The organism is Paenibacillus cineris (assembly GCF_018333335.1).
Taxonomy (GTDB): Bacteria; Bacillota; Bacilli; order Paenibacillales; family Paenibacillaceae; genus Paenibacillus_AQ; species Paenibacillus_AQ favisporus.
Map to the genome: position 1 here is coordinate 16,162 of NZ_BORU01000002.1, position 12,614 is coordinate 28,775.

Annotated in this window: 13 protein-coding genes; 8 read left to right on the forward strand and 5 right to left on the reverse strand. The window is 54.3% G+C overall.

Annotation, left to right across the window (positions count from 1 at the left end; all coding sequences use genetic code 11):
• Nucleotides 1–220: 220 nt before the first annotated feature.
• Together KI379_RS21005 and trxB are read left to right on the forward strand one after the other, a co-directional pair.
• A complete protein-coding gene (locus KI379_RS21005) occupies nucleotides 221–1,948 on the forward strand; it encodes a tetratricopeptide repeat protein (protein ID WP_212984819.1) in 1,728 nt (575 codons plus the stop codon).
• Between the two features lie 40 nt (nucleotides 1,949–1,988).
• A complete protein-coding gene (gene trxB / locus KI379_RS21010) occupies nucleotides 1,989–2,936 on the forward strand; it encodes a thioredoxin-disulfide reductase (RefSeq protein WP_076173182.1) in 948 nt (315 codons plus the stop codon).
• Nucleotides 2,937–3,097: 161 nt separating this feature from the next.
• Here the strand turns inward: trxB and KI379_RS21015 are convergent, their stop codons facing one another.
• On the reverse strand, nucleotides 3,098–3,682 hold the full coding sequence (locus KI379_RS21015) for a LysE family transporter (RefSeq protein ID WP_212984820.1): 585 nt from the start codon (nucleotides 3,680–3,682) through the stop codon (nucleotides 3,098–3,100).
• A gap of 119 nt (nucleotides 3,683–3,801) precedes the next feature.
• Between KI379_RS21015 and KI379_RS21020 the strand changes: the two genes are divergently transcribed.
• Complete coding sequence (locus KI379_RS21020; RefSeq protein WP_076173180.1) at nucleotides 3,802–4,356, forward strand: helix-turn-helix domain-containing protein; 555 nt, start codon at nucleotides 3,802–3,804, stop codon at nucleotides 4,354–4,356.
• A 139-nt stretch (nucleotides 4,357–4,495) separates the two neighbouring features.
• On the opposite strand, the gene KI379_RS21025 is transcribed toward KI379_RS21020, so the two are convergent.
• The 4 genes from KI379_RS21025 to KI379_RS21040 are packed head-to-tail and all read right to left on the reverse strand — an operon-like array spanning nucleotide 4,496 to nucleotide 7,921.
• Entirely contained in the window at nucleotides 4,496–5,098 is a 603-nt protein-coding gene (locus tag KI379_RS21025; protein ID WP_076173179.1) for a response regulator transcription factor, read from the reverse strand.
• On the reverse strand, nucleotides 5,095–6,231 hold the full coding sequence (locus KI379_RS21030) for a sensor histidine kinase (RefSeq protein ID WP_212984821.1): 1,137 nt from the start codon (nucleotides 6,229–6,231) through the stop codon (nucleotides 5,095–5,097). The genes KI379_RS21025 and KI379_RS21030 overlap by 4 nt, the downstream gene beginning before the upstream one ends.
• Complete coding sequence (locus KI379_RS21035; RefSeq protein WP_212984822.1) at nucleotides 6,231–6,968, reverse strand: ABC transporter permease; 738 nt, start codon at nucleotides 6,966–6,968, stop codon at nucleotides 6,231–6,233. The genes KI379_RS21030 and KI379_RS21035 overlap by 1 nt, the downstream gene beginning before the upstream one ends.
• Nucleotides 6,968–7,921, reverse strand: a complete 954-nt coding sequence (locus tag KI379_RS21040; protein ID WP_212984823.1) for an ABC transporter ATP-binding protein — start codon at nucleotides 7,919–7,921, stop codon at nucleotides 6,968–6,970. The genes KI379_RS21035 and KI379_RS21040 overlap by 1 nt, the downstream gene beginning before the upstream one ends.
• 288 nt (nucleotides 7,922–8,209) lie before the next feature.
• Here KI379_RS21040 and KI379_RS21045 point away from each other — a divergent pair, with 288 nt between their 5' ends.
• From KI379_RS21045 to KI379_RS21065, 5 genes are all read left to right on the forward strand, one after another.
• Nucleotides 8,210–9,160, forward strand: a complete 951-nt coding sequence (locus tag KI379_RS21045) for an ROK family glucokinase (RefSeq protein ID WP_212969506.1) — start codon at nucleotides 8,210–8,212, stop codon at nucleotides 9,158–9,160.
• A 95-nt stretch (nucleotides 9,161–9,255) separates the two neighbouring features.
• A complete protein-coding gene (gene rapZ / locus KI379_RS21050; protein ID WP_076173174.1) occupies nucleotides 9,256–10,155 on the forward strand; it encodes an RNase adapter RapZ in 900 nt (299 codons plus the stop codon).
• A 14-nt stretch (nucleotides 10,156–10,169) separates the two neighbouring features.
• Nucleotides 10,170–11,156 (forward strand): gluconeogenesis factor YvcK family protein, encoded by a 987-nt coding sequence (locus KI379_RS21055; protein WP_076173173.1) that lies wholly within the window; start codon nucleotides 10,170–10,172, stop codon nucleotides 11,154–11,156.
• 5 nt (nucleotides 11,157–11,161) lie between these two features.
• Nucleotides 11,162–12,091, forward strand: a complete 930-nt coding sequence (gene whiA / locus KI379_RS21060; RefSeq protein ID WP_076173172.1) for a DNA-binding protein WhiA — start codon at nucleotides 11,162–11,164, stop codon at nucleotides 12,089–12,091.
• 100 nt (nucleotides 12,092–12,191) lie between these two features.
• Nucleotides 12,192–12,461: an HPr family phosphocarrier protein gene (locus tag KI379_RS21065; protein WP_076173171.1), complete on the forward strand. Its 270-nt coding sequence runs from the start codon at nucleotides 12,192–12,194 to the stop codon at nucleotides 12,459–12,461.
• Nucleotides 12,462–12,614 lie beyond the last annotated feature (153 nt).

Below are 12,614 nucleotides of genomic sequence, written 5' to 3' on the forward strand. Positions count from 1 at the left end.
AGAAAAACTACCGCTAAACGTGGTCTGGCTCCTGAGAATTACGTCGATGGGTGTTTTTAGTTATAGTAGATTATGGCTTAGATGCCCCTTGCATCTTATGGTATACTGTTCTGGATAGATTGAACTTAAAGTTCGGCGTATGTACTCTCTGATTCCAGAGGGGCGAAGCGGTGGCTTCAGTTCGTTCTATCCAGCAATCAAGGAGGTGCCTTGCTTAGGAATGAACGATTATCATCTGCGGGCGGAGGACCTACACCAAAAAGTAATACCCATTCAAATGGATGCCAATTTCTTTTTTGAACGAGCGGTTCGGTCTCTGGACCGGCACCGATACGATAAGGCATTAAAATATTTTCGCAAAGCTGTTGAATATGAACCGGAAAATCCGGTGAATCATTGCAATATGGCGGGTATATTATCAGAGATGGGCGATTATGAAGGATCAAACGCCGTTCTTGCGCACATTTTGGAGCATGTGGATGCGACCATGACAGAGTGTTACTTCTATATGGCCAACAATTACGCCAACATGGAGAACTTTGAGGAAGCGGAACGCGCACTGGTCACGTATTTGGAGGAGGACCCGGCCGGGCAATTTTTGGACGAAGCGGAAGAAATGATGGAGCTGCTTCAGTATGAGCTGAAGCGGCCGACCAAGCTGAGCCGGATCAAGAGCCGCGGGGGCATCGTGGAGCACGAGCGCGCGCGGTCCCTGATGGAAGAAGGGAAGTTTGGGCAGGCGGCCGAGCTGCTGGAAGGCATCGTGAAGGAAGACCCCGACTTTCTTGCGGCGCGCAACAACCTGTCCCTTGCTTATTATTACATGGGCTTGTTCCGCAAAGCCAAGGAGACCATCGGCGAAGTACTGTCCCTGGAGCCGGGTAATTTGCACGGACTGTGCAACCTGGCGGTTTTTTACCAGCATGAAGGGGATACTGAAGCTTTAGATGGCATGATGAAGATGCTGGAGGTTACGGTTCCCTTTCATCAGGAACATGTATTCAAGCTTGCGACGACGATGGGGATTCTGGGCCGGCATGAAGCGGCCTACGGTCATTTCCGCCGACTGTTGAAGGATGACGAGCTCAACGATGATCCGAGCCTCTACCATTACACAGCGGTCGCCGCTTATAACAGCGGCAGAAGCAAGGAGGCGGCCCGTTACTGGAGCACGGCCATGAAGCTGGATCCGGAATCGGGAATTCCCCGGTTTTATTTGGACCAGCTGAAGGAAGGCTTCGGCGGTAGCGTCAAGCTCAGCTATCAATATCATCTGCCCTTTGAAGAGCAGCTGAAGCGGTGGGAGAAGGACGGGGAAGGCATGTCCGAGGAGATCAAGAACAACCCGCTGATTCGGTCTTCCTTCTCCTGGGCGCTCCGGTACGGAGATTCCGGTACCAAGCTCCAGGTCATCCGGGCTTTGGCCTGGATTGCCGATGACGAAGTCAAGGAGACGCTGATGACCTTCCTCGAAGACCCGGACGTGCTGAGCGAGCTCAAAGCTGAAGCGCGCCGGGTGCTTCGGGATCTCGGGGTTGAGAGCTCCGAACTTCCTGGCACGGCCGTCGGGGCAGCGGCATACCGTGAAGTGGCTGCGGGTCTGCCCAAGTGGACCGGGACGCTGCAGTCCGTCGTCGACAAGGCTCTGAAGAGCATGGAGACGGTGGCCGACCGCGCACAGAAAAACCATGTGCAGCAATTATGGCACCAGTTTATCAATAAGCTGTATCCCGAGACACCTCTCATCAGGCAGGCGGAGGGCTGGTCGGCGGCTCTGGAATACTTGACGGCCAAGAAGCACGGACGCGCCCTGACTTACCAGGAGGTGGCCCAGCGCTATGGCGTTTCGGTCTCCACGGTGAGCCGCAACGTCAAGCGGATCGACAGCGTATGTTCACTGGATGAAGAAAGCGATGATATTTTCCGGCCATTTACGGAGAATATCTAAATAGACCCATTCATTTCCGTTCGAAAAGGAGGCAATTCTCATGTACAAATCCATCGTTATCGGAACAGGACCTGCCGGCCTGACGGCCGCAATTTATCTGGCACGTGCCAACATGAAGCCGCTGGTTATCGAAGGTATGCAGCCCGGCGGACAGCTGACCACCACGACTGAGGTGGAGAACTTTCCGGGGTTCCCTGAGGGCATTATGGGCCCTGAGCTCATGGACAACATGCGCAAGCAGGCGGAACGCTTCGGCGCTGAGTTTAAAACCGGCTGGGTCAACAAAGTCGATTTCTCCAAACGCCCGTTCAAGCTATCCGTGGAAGGCATGGGAGAGATTGAGGCGGAATCCGTAATTATTTCCACAGGCGCCTCGGCCAAATACCTGGGCATACCGGGCGAGCAGGAAAACGTCGGACGCGGAGTCAGCACATGTGCGACCTGCGACGGATTTTTCTTCCGCGGCAAAAAGATCGTCGTGATCGGCGGCGGGGACTCCGCGATGGAGGAAGCCAGCTTCCTGACCCGTTTCGGTTCCAGCGTTACACTGGTTCACCGGAGAGAAGAGTTGAGAGCGTCCAAAATTATGCAGGACCGCGCCCGCGAGAACGAAAAGATCATTTGGTCGCTTAACCGTACGCCGCTTGAAATCGTGGCCGGTGAGCACGGCGTGAAGGGACTGAAGGTCCGCAACAATGAAACGAACGAAGAAGAGCTGATCGAAGCAGACGGCGTCTTCGTGGCGATCGGCCATACGCCGAACACCAAGTTCCTCGACGGTCAGATTACGACCGACGAAATCGGCTACATTCAGGTGAAGCCGGGAACGACCGAAACGAACATTCCAGGCGTATTCGCCTGCGGCGATGTGCAGGACGTGCGTTACCGCCAAGCGATTTCCGCTGCCGGTACCGGATGCATGGCCGCCATGGACTGCGAGAAGTTCCTGGAAGGCAGCATGGTGCATGACTGGAGCGAAACGCTGTAAAGCGGATCCATACGAACATAGAAAAGGAGCCGGGGACGGCTCCTTTTTACATAAGAATGGGGGAACGGGCCGCTACCTGATCCTGCAAGAGAAAAGGTGCCCGCTGTATGCGTGCTAATTTCTGTGAATGATCTGCAGGCAGGCGCTCGCCGGCTCCACATTTATTCGACCAGGATGGAAACGGCGCTGTATGCGAGAAGCAGGCCCATCGCGACGTTAAACGGGGTCTGGTATGCTGACAGCCATCGCTGAAATATGGAGCCGAACATGCTCCAACAGAAGGTGCTTATCACGCTCAAGAGTGCCAGAAACAAAGAGAAGCCGATCAAGGCCAGATGGGAAGAATGGTACGGGAGAATAAAGGTGGATACGGCCGTTATGGCGTACAAAATGCCTTTGGGATTGATAAACTGCAGCAGCGCCGCCGTCAGAAAGCGGTTGTTTTTGTCCTCCCTGCTGCTCGCTGCCTTTTTGCGGTGGAACATGATTTTAACGGCGAGATACAGCATGTAGGCCGCTCCAAGAATCGTCATCCACCACCGGATGCCGGGAATGAGATTTTTGAGCAGCAGATTGCAGTAACTGCACAGCAGTGCAACGATAAAAAAGCCGGCGCCAACGCCCAGACAAAATCGGATCGTTCGTCGAAAACCGTACCGGTGAGCAAACAGCATCGCCATAAAGTTGTTGGGGCCTGGGGTAAAGGTGCTTACTACAATATAGACAAGAAACGAAAATACAGGCATCTTGGGTCTCCTTCATTTGTATGTTATAATGTCCGAAAATTACGCTATAACGTATTTATACTTCATATTGTACATTGTGATCGTTATATTGTACATAATCGATTGAAAGAGGTGTGCCCATGGAAGAAATCAATCTGATTATCGCGCGGAATTTGAAGAGCATCCGTGACAATAAAAAGCTCAGTCTGGAAAAAGTAGCCGAGCTCACCGGGGTCAGCAAGACGATGATCGGCCAAATCGAGAGGGGCGAATCGAGCCCGACAATCACAACCATTTGGAAAATCGCCAACGGTCTCAAAATTTCGTTCACGTCGCTGATTAACCAGCCCCAGCCTGACACCAAAGTGATTCAGAAAAGTGAGGTCCAGCAGCTATCTGAAGACAACGGCAAATACCGGGTCTATCCTTATTTCCCGTTTGATGAAGAGCGGCGTTTCGAGATGTATGCGGTCGAGATCGATAAAGGGGGATTTCTCGCTTCGGAATCGCATGGTGAGGGAACGGAGGAGTACATTACGGTGTACGAGGGGGAATTGACCATCCGCGTGAACAACAGTGAGCATACCATCGGGAGCGGTGACTCGATTCGGTTCAAGGCCGACCGGCCGCATACGTACCATAATTCCGGCGGCTCGCTGACGAGATTAAGCATGGTCATCTATTATCCGGCTTGAAGCTGGAGGAAGGTGACGCGGGCGCAAATCACTCGGTTCCGAAAAGAAGAACTCAAGCTTACACCTACGGCAAAAAGACCGGCTGCATGAGCCGGTCCCCGTTCGTCTTTTTATAAATAATGAGGCCTTTCAGTCCTTCCTAGAGCCAACCCTTCTGTTCGGCGATCCCGATCGCTTCGATCCGGTTCTTGGCCGACAATTTGTTCAGCGTTTCGGAAATGTAGTTCCGAACGGTGCCGTGCGACAGGTGCAGGGTTGCCGCAATTTCGTTCGCTGTCCTGCCTTCCGCAATCAGCCGTAAAATGTCGCGCTCCCGCGCGGTGAGCGGGTTTTCCTGGCGGAACGAGCCAAAGACGAGCTCGGGTGAGACCTCGCGGTGGCCGGCCATGACCCGCCGGATGGCTTCGGCCAGCTTCTCGCTCGGCTCATCCTTCAGCAAATATCCGCAGGCGCCTGCTTTCACGGCCCGTTCAAAATATCCCGGCCGGGCAAACGTCGTTAATATGATGATTTTGCAAGCCGCCATCTGCGCCTTGAGCCTCTCGGCGACCTCAAGCCCGGTAATAACGGGCATTTCAATGTCCAATAGGCAGACGTCCGGCTGTAATGACAGGATCTGGTCCAAGGCTTCCTGGCCGTCGCCGGCTTGGCCCACCACTTCCATATCCTCCTCCATATCGAGCAGCGAAGCGAGAGCGCCTCGCAGCAGACGCTGGTCTTCAGCGATCAGAATACGGATCATGCCGTAACACTCTCCTTCCCTTTAATAATAATCGGTACGGTAATGATGAGCTCGGTCCCGCCGGAAGAGGCCAGCTTCAGCGTTCCGTCGATCAGCGCCAGCCGCTCGGACATGCCTTTCAGCCCATTGCCCTGGCTTGTAGACAGCCCGCTGTCCTCCAGACCGACGCCGTTGTCCCGAATGACCATCCGGACGTCGGAAGTTCCCTTCCGAATAGTAATGGCGCATGCCGTGGCCCGGCTGTGCTTGATGATATTGGTCACTGCTTCTTTCAGGCACATGCTGAGGATGTTTTGCGTCAGATCGGGAATTCCGGTCAGTCGCGTATCCCCCTCGGATTCCAAGGTGATGTCAGCGCTGTGCAAAATCGAGCGCACTTCTTCGATCTCTTCCGCCACCGTCAAGGTCCTCATATCGGAAACCAGCTCACGCACCTGTCTTAAGGCCGCCCGGGAGGTCTCTTCCATTTCACGAGCTTCCAGCCGTGCCTTCTCCGGATCCTTGTCCGTCAGCCGCTGGACCAGCTGACTTTTTAAGGTGAGCAAGGACAGCGTATGTCCCAGCGTATCATGAAGGTCACGGGCAATACGCAGCCGCTCCTCCTTTTTGACCAAAATTTCAATCTGCTCCCGGGCTTCGTTCAGCTGCAGCTCCAGCTGCTTTCGCAGATTCATGGAACGCATGCCGAAGGGGGTCATCAACATAATCATAATAAAGGGAATGATCGTTAAGTAATCCGATACGGTCAGATGACGAATGTTTCCCAGGATCGGGAGCAGGATGGACGCCACGAAGGCGGCGAAGGCGATCCTGAATTTCCGGTCATCCTGATAATTGCCGATAAAGTTGGCGGTAAAAAAGCCCATAAACGAATAAAAAGGGAGGTAGAGCAAAGACAGCGTCACAATAATAATCATCTGAACGGCAAGCCAGAAGGCTGTTAACCTTTCGGAGAAAAAGAGCTGACGATACGACACGATAAAGATCGCAATCATGGCGTAGCCAAGCACCATTTTGATGCCGCGCTCATAGGCCATATTAAACAGCGGAATGACCATATACACGAGCCATACATAGGGGGAAAACCCGAGTGCTCTTGGGAAAATTTCTGTTTTTCGACGTGCCAATGGCATTACACCGCTTCCTGTTTCTTTCGTATATAGGTGGATAATACCATAAACAAGATGAGATATCCCAGCAAAATCAATACCGGCTGCCAGCTGGGGGAATGACCCGCGGCTATATCCCAGGCTCCGCTTCCGAAGTTATAGGAAGGCAGCCACTTGCCGATGCTCTGCAGGAAGGCCGGGAAGCTGTCGATCGGAAACCACATGCCGCCCACGATCGCCAGAATCATATACACCATGTTGCTGACACCACTGGCAGTGTCGACCCTTTTCATCGTCCCGACCAGTGTGCCGAGGGCCAGGAAGGGAATGGAGGCGAGCCATATCCACAGTCCGCTGCCGACCCACTGGCCAGCTGACAAATGGACGCCGTTCATAAGAAAGCCTGCAGCAAAAATAACAATGATGGAGAACATCTGCATGACCATCTGGCCAAACATTTTTCCAAAGAAATAAATGCTGGAGGGCAGCGGGGTAATCCGCATAAAGACCGACCACCCGTGCGTGCGCTCCTGGACCATGCGGATGCCCAGCGTCATGATCGCCGAACCCATCACGCTGAAGGAAGTCATCGACATCAGGTAACGTGCCTGCCATTCGGAGGCGCCTTCAATGCCGGCATTCACGAGGCGGGTAAAAATGAAATAGAACACGATCGGCATCAGCAAGGACCAGAAGACGTAGTACGGATTCCGGATAATCCGCAGCATTTCGGCCCGGCACTGCATGAATAACATGTGCATTAGGAAACAGCCCCCTGTGTGTCGTCATTATGAATCATGATTTCAAAAGCGTCGTCAAGCCGGCCCTGCTGGGTCCGGATATCGTGAACCGGAAGTTGGTATCGGAAAATTGCGGCCAGCACCGTATCGGTATTGTCCGCCGTGACAGTCCAGCGTCCTTCCTGGCAGGTGCAGTCGTGGACGCCGGGAACCGGGAGCAGGCGCTCGCGGATGTGCTGTTCGGTATCGGCACTCATCAGAGCGTGGCCCTCGAGCGACCTTGTATCGGTCGTGAAGGTCACGGAGCGGCTTGTCAGCTGGGCCGTGATCGCCTGCGGCGTGCCGTCGGCGGCAATTTTGCCGCGATTGAACAGGATCACGCGGTCCGCGGCGTCCTCGGCCTCCTGCAGGTAGTGCGTGGAGAAGAGGATGGTCTTGCCCCGGTCTGAGAGCGCTCGGACCTGTTCCCAAAAGGAGCGGCGCGCGGGTGTATCCAGACCGACGGTCGGCTCGTCGAAGAACAGCAGATCGGGATTCCCCGCCAGCGCGAGCGCGAACCCGAGCCTCCGTTTCTGGCCGCCGGACAGCTTCTCCGCCCGTTTGCCCAGGTCTTCCTCGGTGAACCCGGCCAGGGCAGCCAGCTCCTCCAGCCTCATCGGCCGGGGGTAATAGCTGCGGATCAAGGCCAGCACCTCGCGCACCTTCAGGCCGTCGATCACGCTGACATCCTGGAGCATCGCCCCGATGCGCTGCTTGACCTGCGGCTGCTTCGGGGTTTGCCCGAACAGCCGGACAGAGCCGCTCGTCGGCTCGAGAAGCCCCAGCATCATCGAGATCGTCGTCGTTTTCCCGGCTCCGTTGGGCCCCAGGACGGCCACGATGGATCCTTTATCAATCGTGAATGAAACGTCATCGACCGCGGCTTTGCTTCCAAAACGTTTCGTGACATGCTGCAGTTCGGCAATATGTTCCATTTTGTCATTTCCTCCTATTGATCAGGTGAATCCGTATTTGATTGATCTATCGTTATCATAGACGAGGGGGCATCTCTTCGTTAGTGGACTCTGTCATGGAATGGAGGTGACAATTGTCATGCTTTTTGGCAGGGTTTTCATATACGGGGTAGGTCCGTCAAGCCTTCTGACAGAAGCGCTGGACCCACTTTCAGGTAAGGCCCGCTTCTCTTGACCGGAGAGAGGGCTTCAATTATAGTTGGTACAGTAGGAGCAAACTATTATTGAGGAAAAAAGGTGGCTTGTAACATGTCTGAGCAAATCTACGTCGGTGTCGACTTGGGCGGAACGACCATTAAAGTGGGCATCTGCAATCAAGCGGGACAGCTGATTCAAACGTATGAAGGTCCCACGGAAACAGATAAAGGCGTCGATACGGTTATCAACAATATTGAGAAATATGTGCGCCATATCGTGGAGCAGTCCCCTTACAGCTGGGATCAGCTGGCGGGCGTCGGGGCCGGGGTTGCCGGATTTACGAACGTCCGTGAAGGGATCATCATCCTCGCGCCGAACGTAGGTTTCCGGGATGTACCGATTCGTTCCATTCTGGAGCAGAAGATTGGCAAGCCGATCAAAATAGATAATGATGCGAACGTGGCGGCCCTGGGCGAGGCTTGGAGCGGCGCCGGACGCGGCATCGACAACTGCGTATGCTATACGCTCGGAACCGGCGTTGGCGGCGGTATCATCATTAACGGCCGAATCTATCAAGGCTTCTCCGGACTTGCCGGCGAGCTGGGACATATCTCCGTCGTGCCGGATCTGGAAGCCATTCAATGCGGATGCGGCAAAATGGGCTGTGTGGAGACCGTATCTTCCGCAACGGGCATTATCCGTATGGCCGAAGATGCCGTGGAGCGCGGGGACCGCACTTCCCTGTCGATGGTTGAGAACATCGCGGCGAAGGAAGTCTTTGATGCAGCCAAAGCCGGCGACGAAGTGGCGCTGCGGATCGTGAACCGCGCAGCCTTCTACCTGGGCAAGTCCATGGCTGCGGTTGCGGCGATTCTGAATCCGGAAGTATTCATTATTGGCGGCGGCGTATCGAAGGCTGGAGACATCCTGTTTAACGAAGTCCGGGAAGTTTATGCGAAGCTGACGCCGGAACCGCTGCAGCGCGGGGTATCGATCCTTCCTGCCGAGCTCGGCAACGATGCGGGTATCGTCGGTGCGGCCGGTTTGCTGCTCCGTTCGTAAGGAATCCTGCGAGGTCACCCATGGGTTAAAATGAGGGGTGACCTGGGTATACCAAGTATTAACGGGCCCATATTCCATAAGGGAGGGGAAAGCTGATGCTGGAGGAGAATAATACTGCGTCGGCCATGGCCACCCTGATTATTATTACAGGCATGTCGGGGGCGGGTAAATCCTTGGCCGTACGAAGCTTGGAGGATTTGGGATTTTTCTGTGTGGATAATTTACCGCCGGTGCTCATTCCCAAATTTGCGGAACTGATTGAACAATCGAAGGGGAAAATCGCCAAGGTGGCGCTGGTCATTGACCTGCGCGGCCGGGAGTTCTTTACGGCCTTATCCGAATCATTGAATTATATTAAGGACCATTTCACGATTCATTGCGAAATTCTGTTCCTGGAGGCGACCGATTCGGTCCTCGTGCAGCGTTACAAGGAGACCCGCCGGCGGCATCCGCTTGCGCCGGAGGGCATGCCGCTGGACGGCATCCGGCTGGAGCGCAAAATGCTGGAGGAGCTTAAGAGCTCAGCCACGGTGGTGCTCGACACGAGCAATATGAAGCCGGGACAATTGAAGGACAAAATTATCTCGAGATTTTCCCACTTGGAAAGCAATACCCTTTCGGTCAACGTAACCTCATTCGGATTTAAGTACGGTATTCCGATCGATGCCGATCTGATCTTTGACGTCCGCTTTCTTCCGAATCCCCACTATGTGGATAGCCTGCGTCCACACACCGGTCAGGACAGCGATGTGTATGACTATGTCATGAAGTGGCCCGAAACCCAGGCTTTTCTGACGAAGCTGCTGGATATGCTGCATTTCTTGATTCCCCAGTACCGTAAGGAAGGCAAGAGCCAGGTGATCATCGGTATCGGCTGTACCGGCGGGAAGCACCGCTCGGTGGCGATTGCCGAGTACCTGGGCAAAATGCTGGGAGCCAGCGAGACCGAGACGGTCTCCGTCAGCCATCGGGATTCCGAACGTGATCGGCATTAAAGAGAGTGGAAGTGATGACAGTGGCAGAACAAAGAAGTGACCGTCCGCGGATCGTCGTGATGGGCGGGGGCACCGGACTGTCGGTCATGCTCCGGGGACTGAAGGAAATGCCGCTAGACATCACGGCTGTCGTCACCGTAGCAGACGATGGAGGGAGTTCGGGCATCCTTCGCAGCGAGCTGCAGATGCCCCCTCCCGGGGACATCCGGAACGTCCTGACGGCACTGGCCGACGTGGAGCCGCTGCTGTCGGAAATGCTGAGATACCGGTTCTCCAGCGGCTCGGGCCTGGCCGGGCACAGCCTGGGGAACCTGATTTTGGCGGCCATGACCGACATCAGCGGCGATTTTGTAACGGCTGTGCGCGAGCTCAGCCGCGTTTTTGCCGTGCGGGGGCGGGTGCTTCCGGCGGCGGGCGAAGCCGTGATCCTGAACGCGGAGATGGAGGACGGCACCATTGTGACCGGTGAGTCGAAGATTCCGGAGGCCGGCGGTCGGATCAAGCGGGTGTTTCTGGAGCCGGCCCATGTCGAGCCGCTTCCGGAAGCAACCGAGGCCATCCGGGAGGCGGACGCCATCCTGATCGGCCCGGGAAGCCTATATACGAGCATTCTGCCGAATCTGCTCGTTCCGAAGCTGGCCGAAGCGGTCATGTCGTCGGACGCGATCAAGATTTTCGTGTGCAACGTCATGACACAGCCCGGGGAGACGGACGGCTACACCGTAAGCGACCATCTTCAGGCGGTATATGACCATGTCGGCAAGCATTTGTTCGATTATGTCATCGTGAACAGCGGCGAAATTCCGCCCCAGGTGCAGGACAAATATGCCGAGAAGGGCGCGAAGCCGGTGGAGCTCGATTACGACGAGGTCACCAGTCTTGGCTATAAGGTCATCGCCGATACGCTGGTCCTGTTCCGGACCTATCTGCGCCATGACGCCGACAAGCTGAGCCGGCATATTTACCAGCTGGTTCAAAATTGGATTAAACGAAAGAGGTGAGTCCCGTGTCGTTTGCGGCGCTGACTAAAAAAGAACTGACCATGATCGAAGCAGAGCCCTGCTGCGAAAAGGCTGAATTGTCGGCACTGATCCGGATGAACGGGGCCGTCCAGCTTTCCAATAAAAAGGTGATTCTGGATATATCGACAGAGAACGCAGCTATCGCCAGACGCATTTACACATTGATCAAAAAGCATTTCCAAGCGCATACCGAGCTTCTTGTGCGTAAAAAAATGCGTTTGAAGAAAAATAATGTGTACATCGTACGTATTCCTGCACAGGTTCAGGAAATACTGAAGGAGCTGAAGATTGTCTCCGAGGGATTCCTGTTCACCTCGGATATCCATCCGGATCTGGTCCGCAAACCATGCTGCAAAGGGGCGTATTTACGCGGTGCCTTTATGGCAGGGGGCTCCGTGAACAATCCGGAAGGGTCGTCATACCATCTTGAAATCGCCTCGATGTATGAGGAGCACTGCCAGGCCCTTGTAGACCTCGCCAATGAATTTCATCTGAACGCCCGTTGTATAGAGCGCAAGAAGGGGTTCATACTGTATATTAAGGAAGGCGAGAAAATCATTGAATTTTTAAGCCTGATTGGGGCCCATCAGGCCTTGTTCAAATTCGAGGACGTGCGGATCATGCGGGATATGCGGAATTCGGTCAACCGGATCGTGAACTGTGAAACCGCGAATTTGAACAAGACAATCGGGGCCGCCGTCCGGCAAATCGATAACATCAAGCTGCTCCAGAAGGAAGTGGGCCTTGATAATCTGCCGGACAAACTTCGGGAAGTGGCCGAAGTGAGATTGGCCCATCCCGATATGAACCTGAAGGAAGTCGGTGAACTGCTGAAGGGCACCGTCAGCAAATCCGGTGTGAACCACCGGCTGCGCAAGATCGACGAAATGGCCGAGAAGATTCGTGGCGGCTGAGCCTTTTTTCTTCTAGTTTCCTTCATGGTATAATGGTATAATGTTATAAAATGTGTTGTGTGTGAGCTATACAGATTGATCTAATAGGGGGTAAGTTTCCATGACAAAGCACCCGGTAGTTGTCCGTTTGAAAACGGGTCTCCATGCCAGACCGGCAGCATTGTTCGTCCAAGAAGCGAATAAGTACTCGTCTGAAATTTTCGTGGAAAAAGATGATAAAAAGGTGAATGCCAAGAGTATCATGGGAATTATGAGCCTTGCCATTAGCTCGGGTACGGAAGTAAACATCAGTGCTGAAGGTGCGGACGCAGAACAGGCTGTAACCGCTTTAGTCAACTTGGTGGGCAAAGAAGAGCTTGAAAACCAATAATAAACAATTATAGAATGGGCCCTGCGGCTGCGAATGATGCGGCGCTGAGGCCATTTTCTGCACAAAACAGTCCGTTTCTCCTTGGGGAGGGCGGGCTGTTTTTTGCTGTCTGGCGGGGTCTGGGACGATTTGGCTCTTATAAAAATAAATCTG

What these genes read in the sequence shown, in the direction of transcription:
- KI379_RS21005 (WP_212984819.1), top strand. Translation starts at nt 221, where the DNA reads ATGAACGATTATCATCTGCGGGCGGAGGACCTACACCAAAAAGTAATA.
- rapZ (WP_076173174.1), top strand. Translation starts at nt 9,256, where the DNA reads ATGCTGGAGGAGAATAATACTGCGTCGGCCATGGCCACCCTGATTATT.
- trxB (WP_076173182.1), top strand. Translation starts at nt 1,989, where the DNA reads ATGTACAAATCCATCGTTATCGGAACAGGACCTGCCGGCCTGACGGCC.
- KI379_RS21025 (WP_076173179.1), bottom strand. Translation starts at nt 5,098, where the DNA reads ATGATCCGTATTCTGATCGCTGAAGACCAGCGTCTGCTGCGAGGCGCT.
- KI379_RS21040 (WP_212984823.1), bottom strand. Translation starts at nt 7,921, where the DNA reads ATGGAACATATTGCCGAACTGCAGCATGTCACGAAACGTTTTGGAAGC.
- KI379_RS21030 (WP_212984821.1), bottom strand. Translation starts at nt 6,231, where the DNA reads ATGCCATTGGCACGTCGAAAAACAGAAATTTTCCCAAGAGCACTCGGG.
- KI379_RS21020 (WP_076173180.1), top strand. Translation starts at nt 3,802, where the DNA reads ATGGAAGAAATCAATCTGATTATCGCGCGGAATTTGAAGAGCATCCGT.
- KI379_RS21065 (WP_076173171.1), top strand. Translation starts at nt 12,192, where the DNA reads ATGACAAAGCACCCGGTAGTTGTCCGTTTGAAAACGGGTCTCCATGCC.
- KI379_RS21055 (WP_076173173.1), top strand. Translation starts at nt 10,170, where the DNA reads ATGACAGTGGCAGAACAAAGAAGTGACCGTCCGCGGATCGTCGTGATG.
- KI379_RS21045 (WP_212969506.1), top strand. Translation starts at nt 8,210, where the DNA reads ATGTCTGAGCAAATCTACGTCGGTGTCGACTTGGGCGGAACGACCATT.
- KI379_RS21015 (WP_212984820.1), bottom strand. Translation starts at nt 3,682, where the DNA reads ATGCCTGTATTTTCGTTTCTTGTCTATATTGTAGTAAGCACCTTTACC.
- KI379_RS21035 (WP_212984822.1), bottom strand. Translation starts at nt 6,968, where the DNA reads ATGCACATGTTATTCATGCAGTGCCGGGCCGAAATGCTGCGGATTATC.